We start from the raw sequence: 18,000 nt of genomic DNA, 5'->3' as shown, positions 1-18,000 counted from the left end.
CGAATTCAGTTGTGTCGGTTTGGTCCGTGTTTGTACGAGACAAACTATAGTACAGATTGTAGTATTGAAAAAAGCGAAATAAATAGATTGAGTTAATCGAAAAAAACGATAATAGCAAAACTCTTAACTCGATCACTGGAACGGCGGTAGATACAAATACAATTATGAATAAATGGCCCAGTTTGAAGCAGTTGCACTACTTAGTCACACTGCATGAAACAAGACATTTTAGTGACGCTGCAGAGCGTTGTTTTGTTAGTCAGTCGACTTTAAGTAAAGGTATTCAAAACTTAGAGGAATTGATTGGTTGTCCATTGTATGAAAAGAAAGACAAGAAAAGTCCACTGGTTTTTACCCAAACAGGAGAAATGGTAGTAAAGCAGGGGCGAGAGCTGTTAGCAAAAGGGCAAGATTTGGTCGAGCTTGGACGTATGTGCCAAGGCGACGATATGCAAGGCCAGCTAAAAGTGGGATGCATACCAACAATTGCTCCGTTTTTACTGTGTGATTTGGTGCAAGAGGTTAACTACCGTTTCCCACAACTGAATCTTTTATTAAGAGAAGACACGACAACAAACTTACTTCAAGCGCTTAGACACGGTGAGTTGGATGTACTCATTTTAGCGTTGCCAGTTGAAATTGACGGTATGGAAAGTCGAGTGGTGGGTAAGGATCCGTTTCGAATGGTTATTAGTGCGAATCAAGCCCAATCGGTGCCTGTGCCGATTCGTTACGCAGATTTACCTGACGAATCCGTCTTTTTATTAGAGAAAGAGCATTGCTTAACGGAACACGCGGTATCAGCGTGTAAATTAACAGATAAAGAAAAAATTAATCCGTTTACAGCAACCAGCCTTCATACTTTGGTGCAAATGGTTGCGAATGGTTTGGGAACGACGTTCATTCCTCAAATGGCTATCGACCACGGCCTGTTACATAACCAGAATTTAGTCGTGATCGATCCCCCAGGAAAGCAAGCCTATCGTGAAATTGGCTTAGTTTGGCGTCCGAGTTCATCAAGAACGAAAACATTTAATCAGCTTGCAGAAGTCGTTTCCGAACTGCTTTAGCTATTAGTATTAGCCTCTACATCTCCATTATTTATCTAAAAGCGCACTGAAAACAGTGCGCTTTCTAGTATTTTATTCTGTTGGTGAACTTTGACTTGTAAAATTTTACAGCTCTTCTTTGATGAAGCTTTCATAAAATAGTGAAATTTCACAATGTTAATTTTACACAAAACCTAGTATGTCTTGTTTGACCCTTGTTTGAATCCATCTTGCCAGCCCTTGTGAATACAAGGTGTTTGTTTGCCAGTCTATATTCATACACTCGTTTGAAATGATAAATCGACCTTAAAATTAATGTAATTTAATTACGTAATAACTTACAAAAATAGGTGTTCGATAGGCGGTTTTTACCCTGCCGAATAAAACTTCGAATTTTCTGTTTTGTTTATCTTGGGGGTTTCGTTAAACCCTTTGTTGAGATAGCTTATTTAAAGGCCGATAAGACTTATGTCTAGATTGAAAATACACATAACATTACGCAATCTATCGACATGGCTAGACGAGTTGAACACAAAGTTAAAGGATGTAATTTGTTGTTCATAACTTACAAATGTAGCTTTACGCTGACTGCCCAAGATGGATAAAGCACGTTAAGGATGAATGATTATGCTTGCTCAGACAGAACAAAAAACACAACAACTAAAGCAAACCCAAGGCATGCTTGAGGTGAATGGAGTCGTTGCTCCAGAACATCAAGCAATTTTCCCTGTTGAAGCCCAAACCTTTTTATCTCTACTGTGTGAAAAATTTGCCGGACGTGTTGAGCAGTTGCTGGAAGCACGAGAAGAGAAGCAAGCGCGTATCGATGCAGGTGAACTGCCAGACTTTTTACCAGAGACACAAGACATCCGTGAAGGAAGCTGGAAGATCCTGGGAATTCCACAAGATCTGCAAGATCGCCGTGTGGAGATTACCGGACCAACTGATCGCAAGATGGTGATTAACGCACTGAATGCGAATGTAAAAGTGTTTATGGCAGACTTCGAAGATTCAATGTCTCCAGCATGGAGTAAAGTGCTGGATGGGCAAGTGAATTTACGCGATGCCGTGAATGGCACCATCAGTTACACCAACCCTGGCAATGGCAAGCATTATCAGCTGGAAGATGACCCAGCGGTGTTGATCTGCCGTGTTCGCGGCCTTCATTTAAAAGAAAAACACGTTACGTGGCACGGTCAGATCATTCCAGGTGCACTATTCGATTTCGCTCTGTACTTCTATAACAACTACAAAGCCTTACTTCAAAAAGGCAGCGGCCCTTATTTCTACATTCCAAAACTGCAATCGCATCACGAAGCGAAGTGGTGGAGCGAAGTGTTCCATTTCACGGAAGACTATTTCGGTCTTGATACAGGCACCATCAAAGCGACTGTGCTGATTGAAACTTTACCAGCCGTATTCGAAATGGATGAGATTCTGTTCTCGCTTAAAGAACACATTGTTGGTTTGAACTGTGGTCGCTGGGATTACATCTTTAGCTACATCAAAACCTTGAAGAAGCACTCAGAACGCGTACTGCCAGATCGCCAAGTGGTTACGATGGATAAGCCATTCTTGAACGCTTACTCGCGATTATTGGTGCGTACTTGTCATAAACGAGGTGCTTTCGCGATGGGAGGAATGGCCGCCTTTATCCCAGCGAAAGACCCGCAAGAGAATCAAAAAGTATTAGACAAGATCCAGACTGACAAATCGCTAGAAGCAAACAACGGTCACGACGGTACTTGGGTAGCTCATCCAGGTTTGGCTGACACCGCGATGGAAGTTTTTAGTGCTGTACTGGGCGAGCGCACCGATCAATTGGATGTGAGTCGTTCAGAGGATGCACCTATTACAGCGGCTGAACTACTCGAGCCTTGTGAAGGCGAGCGTACAGAAGCCGGAATGCGCCACAATATTCGTGTTGCGCTGCAATACATCGAAGCTTGGATTTCTGGTAATGGTTGTGTACCGATTTATGGCTTGATGGAAGATGCGGCGACAGCTGAAATCTCTCGCGCTTCTATTTGGCAATGGATTCAACACGGCAAGTCGCTAGATAACGGATTGAAGGTCACTAAGGATCTGTTCGAGCTCTATCTAAAAGAAGAGATTGAAGTAGTGAAACAAGAAATTGGCGAGCAGCGCTACCAAGCGGGTCGATTTGAAGAAGCGGCAGACTTGATGGCAAGGCTCACTACGAGCGATGAGCTGACCAACTTTTTAACAGTTCCTGGTTATGACTACCTGGATTAATAAAGAATAACTGTAACACCAATAACGTGAAGGATTTTCAAGGCAGATAGGGAAGTACTGCCTGAGAACGGAAACTCAACGCACACGCATAAAGTGCAAATTATAAAGAGGGATAGACCAATGACTAACTTAACTCGCCGCCAACAAATTGAAGCTCTGGAAAAAGACTGGGCAACTAACCCGCGCTGGAAAAATGTAAAGCGTACATACACTGCTGAGGAAGTGGTGGAACTGCGTGGCTCTATGGTACCAGCTAACACAATTGCACAACGTGGTGCAGACAAACTTTGGTCACTGGTCAACGGTAGCGCGAAAAAAGGTTACGTAAACTGTCTTGGTGCGTTAACTGGCGGCCAAGCTGTTCAACAAGCTAAAGCTGGTATTGAAGCGATTTACCTATCTGGTTGGCAGGTAGCGGCGGACAACAACACCGCTTCGACGATGTATCCTGACCAGTCTCTATACCCAGTCGATTCTGTACCGTCAGTAGTAAAACGCATCAATAACTCGTTCCGTCGTGCAGACCAAATCCAATGGTCAGCAGGTAAATCGCCTGAAGATGAAGGTGGTATTGATTACTTCCTACCTATCGTAGCGGATGCTGAAGCAGGCTTTGGTGGTGTGCTTAACGCTTACGAGCTCATGAAATCGATGATCGAGGCAGGCGCAGCGGGCGTTCACTTTGAAGACCAGTTAGCATCGGTGAAAAAGTGTGGCCATATGGGTGGTAAGGTATTAGTTCCTACGCAAGAAGCGGTGCAAAAACTGGTTGCTGCTCGTTTGGCTGCTGATGTGGCGGGTACAACAACATTAGTTATTGCTCGTACTGATGCGAATGCGGCGGATCTCATTACGTCAGATTGCGACCCATACGATAAAGACTTTATTGAAGGTGAGCGTACTCAAGAAGGTTTCTACCGCGTTCGCGCTGGTATCGACCAAGCCATCTCTCGTGGCCTGGCTTACGCACCATATGCAGATTTGATTTGGTGTGAAACGGCTACGCCATGTTTGGAAGAAGCACGTAAGTTTGCAGAAGCGATTCACGCTGAATACCCAGATCAATTGTTGGCGTACAACTGCTCGCCTTCATTCAACTGGGAGAAAAACCTAGATGCAGAAACCATTGCTAAGTTCCAACAAGAGTTGGCAGACATGGGCTACAAGTACCAATTCATCACGCTAGCAGGTATTCACAACATGTGGTTCAACATGTTCGAACTGGCACACGCTTATGCTCAAGGTGAAGGTATGCGTCATTATGTTGAGAAAGTTCAGCGTCCTGAATTCCAGGCGGCAGAAAAAGGCTATACATTTGTTGCACACCAACAAGAAGTAGGTACAGGTTACTTCGATAGAATGACCAATACTATCCAAGGTGGTAACTCTTCAGTGACCGCATTGACAGGTTCGACCGAAGAAGACCAATTCTAATTGGCAGAGAAACACTTCCTTAATCAGCGTCAGTAATGGCATTTTGAGCGGCAACCTTGCCGCTCTTTTTTCGTTTAAAACGTTTAAGAAACGAAATTTACACCCAAGATAACGCGTTTGCGTATTATTCTTCTGGCTCGATTTCTTCGGGTTCCACTTCTTCTTGCAGTTCCAATAAGTTAATCGCAATGGTCACAAAGTCACTGTCAGTAATGATGCCTACCAATCGACCCTTGGTGACAACAGGTAAACAGCCAACTTTGTGCTTTTGCATGTAGATAGCGCTCTCTTTAAGCCCCGCGATGGGTTCGGCCGTCATGATGTTGGTGTGCATCATTTCGTAGAGCGGTGTATCTAGAGTAAAAGATTGTTCAGCCTCATCTGGGTGCAAGCTCGATTCTTGAGCAGCAAGAATGTCGCGTTGAGTCACCAAGCCTTGTAAGTGGTTATTGGCATCAACAACCGGAATATGTCGAATATCAAGCGCATCCATCATGCTTTTTGCATCACGCAAGGTGTGCGTGCGCAGTAAGGTATGAGGATTACGAGTCATCATGTCTTCAACCTTGATCATAGAGACCTCCAGCGGCATTGTCCTTCTCTTAAATATAGAGAATATTTTTCTGTATATCTGGGAGCTAACTCGTTTTTCATCAATTAAATAGCACAATACACTTGCGCTTCTTTTTGTCTGCGTAATCTGTGTCTTATCGACGTTTTTATTAATTTGAATAAGTCGGTTTGTGTGCGAGTCAGTTGGCATTTTGGGTTGATATTGAATGGACCGCCAAGGTAATCCAATGAATTGAATCGCACATTTTTATTCGCTGGATTTTCCAAGATTCGTCTCTCGAAGAAGATACGTTCAGGCTTACCAAATTGAAGACAGCAACCTAAATGAAAAGAACAACGTGTAACAAACTCATTGCGCTGGCAGTGGCGGCATTCAGTGTGCAATCAGCACAGGCGATTGTGTTAGGAGATGAACTAACCGACTCTGTTGATCGTGTTACTTTACGAGCAAGTAATATGGCAGAGTTCCCACTGTGTGGCGGCACCATGCTGACGGAGCAGTGGGTGTTGACTGCGGCACACTGCGTGGTAATGGGGCAGGGAACGAACGAAGCAAGCTACTATGTGACCCCTCCGGGCGAGTTGTCGGTGAATGCGAATGTGCATGAACTTAATTCAGCAGGGCTTGATAACTTCTATCCGGTGTCTCACGTTGTGGTTCACCCTGATTACACGCGGATTTCAAAAGCTGAGACCGACAGTAATGGCAACGTGAAACCTATCCAAACCGGTTTAGACTCAGACATCGCGTTGCTGTATCTCACGCGCCCAGTGGCAAACGCAAGCTTTGCTGACTTAGCAAACAAAGCCGACATGGAGAGTATCGAAGCGCGGTTGGCAGCGGATTGGAACGATAATTACCTGACCAATCAACGTGTCGAAAATGTGCAAGTGTTTGGGTGGGGGACCACTCAGCCGGATGCTTCTGAACCTTCCAATACGCTCAAAACCACCATTAGTACATTTTTACCCATCGACAAATGTTATGAGCGTTTAGAAATTGGCAGCAGTTTTCCGGGGATCATCGACTCAAGAGAAAACCAAACCAAAATTTGTACGCTACCAACGAAAAACCGAGTATTAGAGCCGGATAGCCACACCCAATATGGCAACTCTGCATGTAAAGGTGACAGTGGGGGGCCGCTGGTCGATGTGGCGACGGGCAAACAGATTGGTATTGTTAGCGGTGGACCTCTCATTCTTCCGACTTGTGGCTCTTTGACGATTCCAAGTTTCTACACCAAGGTGAGCCAATATTACGACTGGGTACAGTCTTACATTACTGCCGATGCGCCACCAAGTAGCTACATCATTGCACCGAACTTTATTAAAGAGGCTAATAACGAAGTCGGCGGAGATAAAGAGTGTCACGACGGTATCGCAACTAATAACTGTGATTTCAAAGGGGCAGATGATGATGGTGGCAGTCTCGGTCTGTGGCTATTGGGTCTATTCGTGCCCTTGGCGTGGTGGCGAAGGCGTGAGGTTTGATAGGGCGATTTGAATACTAAACAAGTAAGCAGCGTTATGCGCTGCTTTGCTTTTTAATGTTCCATTTCTTTCGACTTAAACTGAAAAATAATGCCAAGTGATCGCGGTTTTTCACGTTTTATTACACTCTTCATCATGGCTTTTACAGTGATATTCTGGGGATTTGCTTGCTATTGCAGCATGTAAACATATACTAGTCTGCTGCGAAAAACTCGTCGCAATTTTATCGTCGTCCTAGACGTGATTTGACCAATATATAAGACAAGTAACATGCAAGTATCAGATTTCCATTTCGACCTTCCAGATGAACTTATCGCTCGTTACCCTCAGCCAGAGCGTACCGCTAGCCGACTATTACAAATGGACGGCAATACCGGAGAGCTAATTGATGGCACATTTACTGATGTATTGGGCCAAGTTCAACCCGGTGATCTAGTGGTGTTTAATAATACTCGTGTTATACCTGCTCGTCTTTTTGGTCGTAAAGAGTCGGGCGGTAAGCTAGAGGTGCTGGTGGAGCGCATGCTTGACGAGAAAAGCATCCTCGCGCACGTTCGTTGCTCTAAATCTCCAAAACCAGGTACAACCATCATTGTTGGCGAGAATGATGAATACTCAGCAGAAATGGTGGCGCGTCATGACGCTCTATTTGAACTGAAATTTAACGCTGATAAGACGGTACTAGAAATTTTGGAAGAAATCGGCCACATGCCGCTTCCTCCTTACATTGACCGTCCTGATGAAGATGCAGATAAAGAGCGTTACCAAACCGTATATAATCAGAAGCCAGGCGCAGTAGCGGCGCCGACCGCGGGTCTTCATTTTGATGATGTTCTACTAGAGCAAATCAAAGCGAAAGGCGCAGAGTTTGCTTACGTCACTTTGCACGTTGGTGCGGGTACATTCCAGCCAGTAAAAGTAGAAAACATCAACGATCACCATATGCACGCTGAGTACGTAGAAGTACCGCAAGAAGTCGTCGAAGCAATTAAAGCGACGAAAGCGCGAGGTGGACGAATTATTGCTGTTGGTACAACATCGGTGCGCTCACTTGAAAGCGCTGCGCAAGACGCATTGAAAAAAGGGACTGAGTTGGTCCCATTCTTTGGTGATACAGAAATCTTTATTTTCCCTGGCTACGAATATCAGCTTGTGGATTGCTTGATTACCAATTTCCACTTGCCAGAATCAACACTGATCATGTTGGTGAGTGCATTTGCAGGTTATGAGAACACCATGAATGCTTACAAGCATGCGGTAGAAAACAAATATCGCTTTTTCTCATATGGTGATTCAATGTTCATCAAGAAGAAAACGATTTAGTAAAAAATAAGATTTACGAGTGCTAGCAGTAAGCTAGGAAATAGAGCAGAACCTCTGCTTTATCTCTCGCAAGGAAAAGCGACCGCTCCTTAAAGTAGGGTAGAGCCCTAAACACTCAGTCAGACTGTTTCTCTGACTCCCGGAGGCATCGTGAAATTAAAATTCGATCTTAAGAAGAAAAACGGCAATGCGCGTCGTGGTCAACTGACTTTCGAACGTGGCACTGTTCAAACCCCAGCGTTTATGCCAGTTGGTACTTACGGTACGGTTAAAGGCATGACGCCAGAAGAAGTGAAAGGTACGGGCGCAGAAATCCTACTAGGTAACACCTTCCACCTTTGGCTGCGTCCAGGTCAAGAAGTCATGAAAATGCACGGCGACTTGCATGATTTTATGAACTGGCACGGTCCTATTCTTACTGATTCAGGCGGCTTCCAAGTATTCAGCCTTGGCAAGATGCGTACTATTACCGAAGAGGGTGTGCACTTCCGTAACCCAGTTAATGGTGACAAGATTTTCATGGACGCAGAAAAGTCGATGGAAATTCAAAAAGACCTAGGTTCTGACATCGTCATGATTTTTGACGAGTGTACGCCATACCCAGCGACACACGATGAAGCGAAGAAATCGATGGAAATGTCACTACGTTGGGCACAGCGCTCACGTGATCACTTCGAGAAGCTAGAAAACCCGAACAACCTGTTTGGTATTGTTCAAGGTGGTGTTTACGAAGATCTACGTGATGTGTCGGTAAAGGGTCTAACTGAAATCGGTTTTGACGGTTACGCGGTTGGTGGCTTGGCAGTAGGCGAGCCTAAAGAAGATATGCACCGTATTCTTGAGCACACTTGTCCGCAGCTTCCAGAAGACAAACCTCGCTACCTAATGGGCGTGGGTAAACCAGAGGACTTGGTTGAAGGTGTTCGCCGCGGTATCGACATGTTTGACTGTGTAATGCCAACGCGTAACGCGCGTAATGGTCACCTGTTTGTGACTGGTGGTGTGATCAAGATCCGTAATGCGAAACATAAAACGGATACAACCCCGTTGGATCCGCACTGTGACTGTTACACTTGTCAAAACTACAGTAAATCGTACCTTCATCACTTAGAGCGTTGTAATGAAATTCTAGGTGCTCGTCTAAATACGATCCACAACCTACGCTACTACCAGCGTCTGATGGAAAGTATTCGTAAAGCGATTGATGAAGATCGTTTTGATGAGTTTGTTACCGAGTTCTATGAGCGTCGTGGCCGTGAAGTGCCACCACTAGCAAAAGAACAGTCATTGACGGACTAAAAAGAATTAAAGCCTTTGGCATGTCGCCAGAGGCTTTTGCTAATAAAGTAGGCTAACGCACGTTATTTTTGAGAGAGTGATCGCTATTAGTTACTCTCAGACTTGAATCTAAAATGCGAAAGCCCAACTTGTTGGATTATCAATAAAATATAATGAGGATGTTTTAATGTTTATTTCTCAGGCTCACGCAGCAGCAGAAGGCGCGCCAGCAGGCGGTGGTTTTGAAATGCTAATCATGCTTGGCATGTTCGCAGTGATCTTTTACTTCATGATTTACCGCCCACAAGCGAAACGTGTAAAAGAGCACAAGAACCTAATGGCTTCTATGGGCAAAGGCGACGAAGTTCTAACTAGCGGTGGCCTAGTGGGTAAAATCACTAAGATTGCTGAAGACAATGACTACATTTCAATCGAGCTTAACGCGAACAATGAAGTGGTAATCAAGAAAGACTTCATCACTGCAGTGTTGCCAAAAGGTACGCTTAAGTCTCTATAAAACAGCTAAAGGATCCTCGCTGTGCTAAACCGTTATCCATTATGGAAGTACTTGATGGTATTTTTTGCCATCATCACCGCTGCGTTATACGCACTTCCAAATATCTACGGTGAAGATCCGGCTATTCAAGTTACAGGGGCGCGTGGCGCCTCTGTAGATATGTCAACGCTGGATGCTGTCACTACTGCTCTTGATAAAGAGCAACTCTCTCATAAATCCATTGCTCTCGAGAATGGATCAATTCTTGTTCGTTTTAACGACACTGACACGCAAATCAGTGCTCGTGATGTCATCAGCGAAGCGCTTGGCAAAGACACAATTGTTGCACTTAACCTTGCTCCTTCTACACCCGATTGGCTAGAAGCGATTGGCGCGTCACCATTAAAGCTGGGTCTTGACCTTCGTGGTGGTGTCCACTTCTTAATGGAAGTAGACATGGACGCTGCGATGGAAAAGCTCGTTGGTCAGCAAGAAGAAGCTTTCCGTAGCGAACTTCGTGAGGCAAAAATTCGTTATCGTGCTATCCGCCCTTCTGGCAAAGAAGCGGTAGAGGTTCTGCTACGTAACGAAGAGCAATTAGCAGAAGCGAAAGCAATGCTAGAAAAGAATCACCCGGACATGCTCTTTGTCGAATCTGATTCAAATGGCCGTTACGCTCTTACTGCGACCTTTACCGAGCAACGTTTACAAGAGATCCGTAACTACGCTGTTGAGCAAAACATTACGATTTTACGTAACCGTGTAAACGAGCTAGGTGTTGCAGAGCCTCTCGTTCAACGTCAAGGTGCAAGTCGAATTGTTGTTGAGCTTCCTGGTGTTCAAGATACTGCTCGTGCAAAAGAGATTCTAGGTGCGACTGCAACGCTAGAATTCCGTGAAGTTGACGATAAAGCTGACCTATCAGCGGCGGCAAATGGTCGTGCGCCAGCAGGCAGTGAAATCAAAATGGACCGAGACGGTCGTCCGGTTGTGCTTAAGAAGCGTGTTATTCTTGGTGGTCAAAGCATTACGGATGCAAGCTCAAGTGTCGATGAATACGGTCGTCCACAAGTTAACATCTCGCTAGACAGCGAAGGTGGTAACAAGATGTCAGCGTTCTCTAAGAAGAACATCGGTAAGCTAATGGCTACCGTGTTTGCTGAGTACAAAGACAGTGGTCGTCGTACGCCAGAAGGCAAAGTCATCCTAGATAAGCATGAAGAAGTCATCAACCAAGCGACGATTCAATCGGCTCTTGGACGTAACTTCCGTATCACGGGTATAGACTCTGCAGCTGAAGCGCACAACCTTGCACTTCTATTACGTGCTGGTGCACTGATCGCACCTATCTCTATCGTTGAAGAGCGTACTATTGGTCCATCAATGGGCCAGCAAAACATCGATATGGGTATCCAAGCGTGTATCTGGGGTATGGTTGCGGTAATGCTGTTTACACTGCTTTACTACCGTGGCTTTGGCTTGATTGCCAACATCGCTCTAATGGCTAACTTAGTGTTGATCATTGGTGTTATGTCGATGATTCCAGGCGCTACCATGACGCTTCCGGGGATTGCCGGTATCGTGTTAACGGTCGGTATGGCGGTTGATGCGAACGTACTGATCTTCGAGCGTATCCGTGAAGAGCTTCGTGATGGGCGTAGTCCACAACAAGCGATTCACCAAGGTTACGCGAATGCATTCAGTACGATTGCCGATGCGAACATCACGACACTGATTACTGCAATTATCCTATTTGCAGTCGGTACTGGTGCAGTGAAAGGTTTCGCGGTTACTCTATCTATCGGTATCTTAACTTCAATGTTCACCGCCATTATTGGTACACGTTGTATCGTGAACCTGATTTACGGTGGCAAACGCGTTGATAAATTGTCGATCTAAGGCTGGGAATTAATATGTTTCAAATTCTAAAAGCAGAGAAGACGATCGGCTTTATGCGTTGGTCGAAAGTAGCATTCGTTTTTTCAATCTTTATGATTGCTGCTTCTATCTTCACTTTGTCAACTAAGTGGCTAAATTGGGGCCTAGACTTCACTGGCGGTACGCTAATTGAAGTTGGCTTTGAAAAACCTGCGAACCTTGAAAAAATCCGAACCGCTTTAGATGCGAAAGGTTTTGGTGATGCGACAGTACAAAACTTCGGTAGTGCTCGTGAAGTAATGGTTCGTCTTCGTCCACGTGACGACGTTTCTGGTGAAACGCTGGGCAACCAAATCATTGGTGCTATCAAAGATGGTACTGGCGAAAGCGTAGAAATGCGTCGTATTGAATTCGTAGGTCCTAACGTTGGTGATGAGCTAACAGAAGCTGGCGGTCTAGCGATCCTCGTGTCGCTGATCTGTATCCTGCTTTATGTCTCGATGCGATTTGAATGGCGTCTAGCGGCTGGTGCGGTTATGGCATTGGCTCACGATATCATTATCACGTTAGGTGTTTTCTCATTCCTACAAATAGAAGTTGACCTAACCATCGTCGCAGCACTATTAACGGTAGTCGGTTACTCGCTCAACGATACCATCGTTGTGTTTGACCGTATCCGTGAAAACTTCCGCAAGATGCGTAAAGGTGAGCCAGCCGATATCATGGACGCTTCAATCACCCAAACGTTGAGCCGTACGTTGATTACCTCGGGTACAACATTGTTCGTGGTAATTGCACTGTTCATGCAGGGTGGTGCGATGATTCACGGCTTCGCAACCGCACTTCTACTTGGTATCACTGTAGGTACTTACTCTTCTATCTACGTAGCATCAGCACTAGCGCTAAAACTGGGCATCCAGAAAGAGCACTTGATGCCACCTCAAGTAGAAAAAGAAGGCGCAGAGTTCGACGAAATGCCATAAGGCAGGTTGAGAATCGAAAACAAAAACCGCTGAGCAATCAGCGGTTTTTTTTGTATCTGAATCGAGCCGTATGCTTGCAGAACCTCACAGTATGGAGAGCCTTACATTACAGCTAAGTAGATACGGTTCAGTAGATACAAAAAAGCCCCGCTCATTGAGTGGGGCTTTCTAAAGTCATCAGCGTGACGGGCTAAATATGACTTTCAAATCTTACTTAAGGATCGCGCTGTTACCGTTTTCGCGGATGTGCTTAAGGATAGATTTTACGCCACGAGCGCTTGAAGCAACAATGTTACCAGACTTCATGTACTCAGTGCCGCCAGCAAAGTCAGTTAGGATTGAGCCAGCTTCACGAGCAATAAGCTCACCTGCTGCCATATCCCAAGGTTTTAGACCTAGCTCGAAGTAACCATCAACACGGCCAGCAGCCACGTAACATAGGTCAAGAGCAGCAGAGCCGCTACGACGGAAATCAGCACATTCAGTGAATAGCGCACCAACGATCTTGATGTAAGACTCAGCGTGTTGTTTCTGTTTGAATGGGAAACCAGTAGCTAGAACAGTACCTTGAAGGTCTTTTAGTTGAGCAACACGGATACGCGCACTGTTTAGTTGAGCGCCTGCACCACGTTGTGCAGTGAATAGCTCGTTTTGCATTGGATCGTAAACACAAGCAACTTCAGTTTTGCCTTTGATACGAACAGCGATAGAAACCGCGAAGTGTGGGTAACCTTTTACAAAGTTAGTGGTGCCATCCAGTGGGTCGATGATCCATTGTACGTCTTTATCTTTACCTTCGATAAGACCTTGTTCTTCAGCAACGATACAGTGCTCAGGGTAAGACTGCTTGATAGTATCGATGATGATGTATTCTGCTTCTTTATCTACATTAGTGACAAAGTCATTAGTGCCTTTAAGAGTAGATTCTACTTTATCAGTGTTTTCTAATGATTTAGCAATATGATTGCCTGCCTTTCGCGCAGCGCGAATAGCAATGTTTAGCATTGGATGCATACGAATTTCCCAACGGATGTTAAAGAACAAATGAAAGCGGCGGCGAGTATACCAGAGATCAGTAAAAAGGGAAGTGGTTATTTTTTGTTCTAAAGTCAGTGGTTTTATTGTATTTAGCTTGAGGCGAACGAGAACAATGACCAAGAATGAGAAGAGAGGCCTGCTTCGTCCTAGGGTGTGTTAAAAAACTATGGTAACATTCTGCGGTTTTAATTTAGGTAGCAAACACAGATGTTGGATCAAGTAAAAATTGTACTCGTAGGTACCTCTCATTCAGGCAATATTGGCTCAGCAGCTCGAGCTATGAAAGTGATGGGTTTAAGCCAACTAGTATTAGTCGATCCACAATGTGAAGTGGATGAACAAACTCTTGCTTTGGCTGCGGGGGCTGGTGATATTGCTCAAAATGCAAAGGTTGTCAGTACACTAGAAGAAGCGGTTGAAGATTGCAGCCTTGTGGTGGGCTCCAGTGCTCGCTCTCGTACATTAGAATGGCCAATGCTTGAGCCACGTGAATGTGGTGAGAAATTTGCGGTTGAGGGTAGAAAACATCCTGTCGCGCTCGTGTTTGGTCGTGAAAGAACTGGTCTAACAAACGAAGAGCTGCAAAGGTGTCACTACCATGTTTGCATTCCTGCTAACCCTGAATATAGCTCGCTTAACCTAGCGATGGCTGTACAAACTCTGAGTTACGAAGTACGAGTTGCGCATTTGGACTTAGAGCAAAGCCAGTTTGCCCCAAATGAGCCGGAAGAGTACCCACGTCATAGAGAGCTCGAAATGTTCTTCGAGCATCTTGAAAAGGTGATGGTTGAGACCCAGTTTATCAATAAAGAGCAACCAGGGCAGGTGATGAATAAATTGCGTCGCTTGTTCTCTCGTGCTCGGCCAGAAACCCAGGAGCTCAATATTCTACGCGGCATTTTGACCTCGATAGAAAAAAAGCTCTGAGTAAAGAATAACCACTTTAGGTGTAAGGATGAATACCTGAGTAAAATGGTCAAATAAATACTTGACCAAATTACTCAGGTATGGAAAAATCTTAACCATTACAAACCATGTGGATACGGTGTGGTATGAAACTTACATCTAAAGGAAGATATGCGGTGACAGCCATGCTGGATGTGGCACTGCATTCGCAACAAAACCCTGTACCTCTTGCTGACATCTCAGAGCGTCAGGGGATCTCGCTCTCTTACTTAGAGCAGCTATTTTCAAAATTGCGTAAAGCAGGTCTCGTTGCCAGCGTTCGTGGTCCTGGTGGTGGTTACCGACTTGGTGCCGACGCACACAGTATCGCTATTGGTACCGTGATTGCAGCCGTTGATGAGTCAGTCGATGCAACCAAATGCCAGGGCAAAGGAGATTGCCAAGGCGGAACACGTTGCCTTACTCACACGCTATGGCGCGACTTAAGCTCTCGCATTAGTGACTTCTTGAATAACATCACTCTTGGTGAGTTGATGACAGACAATGAAGTCCTCGAAATTTCTGATCGTCAGGACATTGATCTGGCGGTAACCCATGGGCTATCAAACAAAAATACAACCGCCGCGCCCATCGGTGTAAACGTCCGCTCTTAGCGGTCAGCTTTTTACATTGGAGTAGAGAATGAAACTGCCGATTTATCTTGATTATTCCGCTACATGTCCAGTTGATCCACGTGTTGCTGAAAAAATGGTTCAGTACATGACAATGGATGGCACATTTGGCAACCCAGCGTCGCGTTCGCACCGTTACGGCTGGCAGGCAGAAGAAGCGGTCGATACTGCTCGTGAGCAAATTGCTGACCTTCTAAATGCAGATCCTCGCGAAATCGTATTTACATCTGGTGCGACAGAATCAGACAACCTTGCTATTAAAGGTGCAGCGCACTTTTACTCGAAGAAAGGCAAGCACGTAATCACTTGTAAAACAGAGCACAAAGCCGTTCTTGACCCATGTCGTCAACTTGAGCGTGAAGGCTTTGAAGTGACTTACCTTGAGCCAGAATCAAATGGCTTGATCGATCTAGAGAAGCTTAAAGCGGCAATGCGTGATGACACTGTGCTTGTGTCTATTATGCACGTAAACAACGAGATTGGTGTGGTTCAAGACATTACTGCGATCGGCGAATTGTGTCGTGAGCGTAAAATTGTTTTCCACGTGGATGCAGCGCAATCTGCAGGTAAATTACCAATCGACGTTCAAGAGATGAAAGTTGACCTAATTTCGCTTTCTGCTCACAAAGTTTATGGCCCTAAAGGCATCGGTGCACTTTACGTTCGTCGTAAGCCTCGTATTCGTCTTGAAGCGCAAATGCACGGTGGCGGCCATGAGCGTGGTTTCCGCTCTGGTACACTTCCTACCCACCAAATCGTTGGTATGGGTGAAGCATTCCGCATTGCAAAAGAAGACATGCAAAAAGATTACGATCACGCTTTAGCGCTTCGTAACCGTCTTTTTGATGGCGTGAAAGACTTAGAAGCAGTGACGGTAAACGGTGACCTTGAGCAACGTGTACCACACAACCTAAACATCAGCTTCGCATTCGTAGAAGGTGAATCACTACTAATGTCGCTTAAAGATCTAGCGGTATCTTCTGGTAGTGCTTGTACGTCTGCAAGTCTTGAGCCTTCTTACGTTCTTCGTGCCCTAGGCATGGATGATGAATTGGCTCACAGCTCGGTTCGTTTCTCGTTTGGTCGTTTCACGACTGAAGAAGAAATTGATTACGCAATTGAACAAATCCGCGTTGCAGTGACTAAGCTACGCGACATGTCTCCTCTATGGGATATGTACAAAGAAGGGATTGATTTGAGCACTGTTGAATGGGCTCACCATTAATCTCAGGGATTGAAATAGAGGATTCGAGGTAATTTATCATGGCATACAGCGAAAAAGTAATTGATCACTACGAGAACCCACGTAACGTTGGTTCATTCGATAAAGAAGACCCATCAGTAGGTAGCGGCATGGTTGGCGCTCCAGCTTGTGGTGACGTAATGAAGCTTCAAATCAAAGTGACACCTGAAGGTATCATCGAAGATGCGAAGTTCAAAACATACGGTTGTGGTAGTGCAATCGCATCAAGCTCACTAGTAACTGAGTGGGTAAAAGGCAAGTCAGTTGATGAAGCAGCAGCAATTAAAAACTCTGAAATTGCTGAAGAGCTAGAGCTTCCACCAGTGAAAGTTCACTGTTCAATTCTTGCTGAAGATGCAATCAAAGCAGCGGTTGCAGACTACAAGAAAAAACACCAAGAATAATTATTCCGTAATATAATGGGAGCTTTGACGCTCCCATTCCAATCGAAATTTAGACAGACTAAGGTGCAGTATGGCCATCACAATGACAGAATCAGCGGCAAGTCGCGTAAGAGCATTCCTAGATAACCGAGGCAAAGGTATCGGTTTACGTCTTGGAGTGAAGACGACTGGTTGTTCAGGCATGGCATATGTACTTGAGTTTGTTGATGAGCTTAACGAAGAAGATGAAGTTTTTGAACTCTCTGGAGTGAAAATTATCATCGACAAAAAAAGCTTAGTGTACCTAGACGGTACCGAATTGGATTACGTGAAAGAAGGGTTGAATGAAGGTTTTGAATTCAACAACCCTAACGCGAAAAGTGAATGTGGTTGTGGTGAAAGCTTCAACGTCTAATTGATTGTCCTTCTGGGCAAGCGAGTCCGGAAGGCTTTACTAGGACCCGAACTTAATGAATCACTTTGAATTATTTGGGCTACCAAGTCAGTTTAAGCTGGATGGTAGCCTTCTTTCTTCTCAGTTCCGAGAACTACAAAAACGCTTCCACCCGGATAACTTTGCAACGGGATCTGAACGTGACCGTTTGATGGCGGTGCAAAAGGCAGCGCAAATCAACGATGCCTATCAAGTTCTGAAAAATCCTATCTCCCGTGCCGAGTACATCCTCGCAGAGCAGGGAGTTGAGATCCGAGGTGAACAGCAGACAATGCAAGATCCAATGTTCTTAATGGAGCAAATGGAGCTGCGCGAAGAACTGGAAGAAATTGCTGACAGCACCGATCCTGAATCGGCGCTTTTTGACTTCGATTCTAAGGTCAGCAAAATGTACAAACAGCATCTGGCAAGCGTCGAACAGGAGCTTGATGATGGTCTTTGGGCTGAAGCCGCAGACCGAGTTCGTAAGCTAAAATTCATTGCCAAACTAAAGAACGAAATTGAACTAGTCGAAGATAAACTCCTCGGCTAGTTAGCGTGACAA

Annotated in this window: 17 protein-coding genes; 15 read left to right on the top strand and 2 right to left on the bottom strand. The window is 45.1% G+C overall.

Features of this window, described 5'->3' with window-relative positions; translation table 11 throughout:
- Positions 1-164: 164 nt before the first annotated feature.
- From L3V30_RS20040 to aceA, 3 genes are all read left to right on the top strand, one after another.
- A complete protein-coding gene (locus L3V30_RS20040; RefSeq protein ID WP_005383681.1) occupies positions 165-1,070 on the top strand; it encodes a hydrogen peroxide-inducible genes activator in 906 nt (301 codons plus the stop codon).
- Positions 1,071-1,676: 606 nt separating this feature from the next.
- Positions 1,677-3,305: a malate synthase A gene (aceB, locus tag L3V30_RS20035; protein ID WP_237309644.1), complete on the top strand. Its 1,629-nt coding sequence runs from the start codon at positions 1,677-1,679 to the stop codon at positions 3,303-3,305.
- Between the two features lie 120 nt (positions 3,306-3,425).
- A complete protein-coding gene (aceA, locus tag L3V30_RS20030; protein ID WP_005391585.1) occupies positions 3,426-4,739 on the top strand; it encodes an isocitrate lyase in 1,314 nt (437 codons plus the stop codon).
- A 124-nt stretch (positions 4,740-4,863) separates the two neighbouring features.
- Here aceA and L3V30_RS20025 read toward each other — a convergent pair whose 3' ends face one another.
- Positions 4,864-5,313: a CBS domain-containing protein gene (locus L3V30_RS20025; RefSeq protein ID WP_005391583.1), complete on the bottom strand. Its 450-nt coding sequence runs from the start codon at positions 5,311-5,313 to the stop codon at positions 4,864-4,866.
- A gap of 323 nt (positions 5,314-5,636) precedes the next feature.
- Here L3V30_RS20025 and L3V30_RS20020 point away from each other — a divergent pair, with 323 nt between their 5' ends.
- From L3V30_RS20020 to secF, 6 genes are all read left to right on the top strand, one after another.
- A complete protein-coding gene (locus L3V30_RS20020; protein ID WP_114323867.1) occupies positions 5,637-6,803 on the top strand; it encodes a serine protease in 1,167 nt (388 codons plus the stop codon).
- Between the two features lie 270 nt (positions 6,804-7,073).
- The gene (queA, locus tag L3V30_RS20015) at positions 7,074-8,126 is read left to right on the top strand and encodes a tRNA preQ1(34) S-adenosylmethionine ribosyltransferase-isomerase QueA (RefSeq protein ID WP_074190944.1); all 1,053 of its coding nucleotides are present in this window, start codon (positions 7,074-7,076) and stop codon (positions 8,124-8,126) included.
- 150 nt (positions 8,127-8,276) lie between these two features.
- Complete coding sequence (gene tgt, locus L3V30_RS20010; RefSeq protein ID WP_005391577.1) at positions 8,277-9,425, top strand: tRNA guanosine(34) transglycosylase Tgt; 1,149 nt, start codon at positions 8,277-8,279, stop codon at positions 9,423-9,425.
- Between the two features lie 166 nt (positions 9,426-9,591).
- Entirely contained in the window at positions 9,592-9,921 is a 330-nt protein-coding gene (gene yajC / locus L3V30_RS20005; RefSeq protein WP_005381725.1) for a preprotein translocase subunit YajC, read from the top strand.
- 21 nt (positions 9,922-9,942) lie between these two features.
- Complete coding sequence (gene secD, locus L3V30_RS20000; RefSeq protein ID WP_006741889.1) at positions 9,943-11,799, top strand: protein translocase subunit SecD; 1,857 nt, start codon at positions 9,943-9,945, stop codon at positions 11,797-11,799.
- Positions 11,800-11,813: 14 nt separating this feature from the next.
- Positions 11,814-12,761, top strand: coding sequence for a protein translocase subunit SecF (gene secF, locus L3V30_RS19995; protein WP_005391572.1), 948 nt, complete (start codon positions 11,814-11,816; stop codon positions 12,759-12,761).
- A gap of 210 nt (positions 12,762-12,971) precedes the next feature.
- Here secF and suhB read toward each other — a convergent pair whose 3' ends face one another.
- Positions 12,972-13,775, bottom strand: coding sequence for an inositol-1-monophosphatase (gene suhB, locus L3V30_RS19990; RefSeq protein WP_237309643.1), 804 nt, complete (start codon positions 13,773-13,775; stop codon positions 12,972-12,974).
- A gap of 231 nt (positions 13,776-14,006) precedes the next feature.
- On the opposite strand from suhB, the gene trmJ reads away from it, so the two are divergent.
- The 6 genes from trmJ (at position 14,007) to hscB (ending at position 17,988) form a co-directional block, all read left to right on the top strand.
- The gene (gene trmJ, locus L3V30_RS19985) at positions 14,007-14,726 is read left to right on the top strand and encodes a tRNA (cytosine(32)/uridine(32)-2'-O)-methyltransferase TrmJ (RefSeq protein ID WP_109170042.1); all 720 of its coding nucleotides are present in this window, start codon (positions 14,007-14,009) and stop codon (positions 14,724-14,726) included.
- Between the two features lie 125 nt (positions 14,727-14,851).
- Positions 14,852-15,358: a Fe-S cluster assembly transcriptional regulator IscR gene (gene iscR / locus L3V30_RS19980; RefSeq protein ID WP_005381720.1), complete on the top strand. Its 507-nt coding sequence runs from the start codon at positions 14,852-14,854 to the stop codon at positions 15,356-15,358.
- Positions 15,359-15,386: 28 nt separating this feature from the next.
- Positions 15,387-16,601, top strand: coding sequence for an IscS subfamily cysteine desulfurase (locus L3V30_RS19975; RefSeq protein ID WP_005391556.1), 1,215 nt, complete (start codon positions 15,387-15,389; stop codon positions 16,599-16,601).
- Between the two features lie 38 nt (positions 16,602-16,639).
- The gene (gene iscU, locus L3V30_RS19970; protein ID WP_005381718.1) at positions 16,640-17,023 is read left to right on the top strand and encodes a Fe-S cluster assembly scaffold IscU; all 384 of its coding nucleotides are present in this window, start codon (positions 16,640-16,642) and stop codon (positions 17,021-17,023) included.
- Positions 17,024-17,093: 70 nt separating this feature from the next.
- Positions 17,094-17,417: an iron-sulfur cluster assembly protein IscA gene (gene iscA, locus L3V30_RS19965; RefSeq protein ID WP_005391554.1), complete on the top strand. Its 324-nt coding sequence runs from the start codon at positions 17,094-17,096 to the stop codon at positions 17,415-17,417.
- A 55-nt stretch (positions 17,418-17,472) separates the two neighbouring features.
- Positions 17,473-17,988, top strand: a complete 516-nt coding sequence (hscB, locus tag L3V30_RS19960; RefSeq protein WP_012842113.1) for a co-chaperone HscB — start codon at positions 17,473-17,475, stop codon at positions 17,986-17,988.
- Positions 17,989-18,000 lie beyond the last annotated feature (12 nt).

Origin of the sequence: Vibrio sp. A1-1 (assembly GCF_021728175.1) — a bacterium.
GTDB classification, from domain to species: domain Bacteria; phylum Pseudomonadota; class Gammaproteobacteria; order Enterobacterales; family Vibrionaceae; genus Vibrio; species Vibrio diabolicus.
Note: the sequence above shows the minus strand (reverse complement) of the source record. Positions and strands in the feature narration are given on the sequence as shown.

Coding starts and splice junctions, on each gene's coding strand:
- aceA (WP_005391585.1), top strand. CDS start 3,426: ATGACTAACTTAACTCGCCGCCAACAAATTGAAGCTCTGGAAAAAGAC.
- hscB (WP_012842113.1), top strand. CDS start 17,473: ATGAATCACTTTGAATTATTTGGGCTACCAAGTCAGTTTAAGCTGGAT.
- L3V30_RS19975 (WP_005391556.1), top strand. CDS start 15,387: ATGAAACTGCCGATTTATCTTGATTATTCCGCTACATGTCCAGTTGAT.
- secF (WP_005391572.1), top strand. CDS start 11,814: ATGTTTCAAATTCTAAAAGCAGAGAAGACGATCGGCTTTATGCGTTGG.
- iscR (WP_005381720.1), top strand. CDS start 14,852: ATGAAACTTACATCTAAAGGAAGATATGCGGTGACAGCCATGCTGGAT.
- L3V30_RS20040 (WP_005383681.1), top strand. CDS start 165: ATGAATAAATGGCCCAGTTTGAAGCAGTTGCACTACTTAGTCACACTG.
- iscU (WP_005381718.1), top strand. CDS start 16,640: ATGGCATACAGCGAAAAAGTAATTGATCACTACGAGAACCCACGTAAC.
- L3V30_RS20025 (WP_005391583.1), bottom strand. CDS start 5,313: ATGATCAAGGTTGAAGACATGATGACTCGTAATCCTCATACCTTACTG.
- trmJ (WP_109170042.1), top strand. CDS start 14,007: ATGTTGGATCAAGTAAAAATTGTACTCGTAGGTACCTCTCATTCAGGC.
- yajC (WP_005381725.1), top strand. CDS start 9,592: ATGTTTATTTCTCAGGCTCACGCAGCAGCAGAAGGCGCGCCAGCAGGC.
- suhB (WP_237309643.1), bottom strand. CDS start 13,775: ATGCATCCAATGCTAAACATTGCTATTCGCGCTGCGCGAAAGGCAGGC.
- aceB (WP_237309644.1), top strand. CDS start 1,677: ATGCTTGCTCAGACAGAACAAAAAACACAACAACTAAAGCAAACCCAA.
- iscA (WP_005391554.1), top strand. CDS start 17,094: ATGGCCATCACAATGACAGAATCAGCGGCAAGTCGCGTAAGAGCATTC.
- queA (WP_074190944.1), top strand. CDS start 7,074: ATGCAAGTATCAGATTTCCATTTCGACCTTCCAGATGAACTTATCGCT.
- L3V30_RS20020 (WP_114323867.1), top strand. CDS start 5,637: ATGAAAAGAACAACGTGTAACAAACTCATTGCGCTGGCAGTGGCGGCA.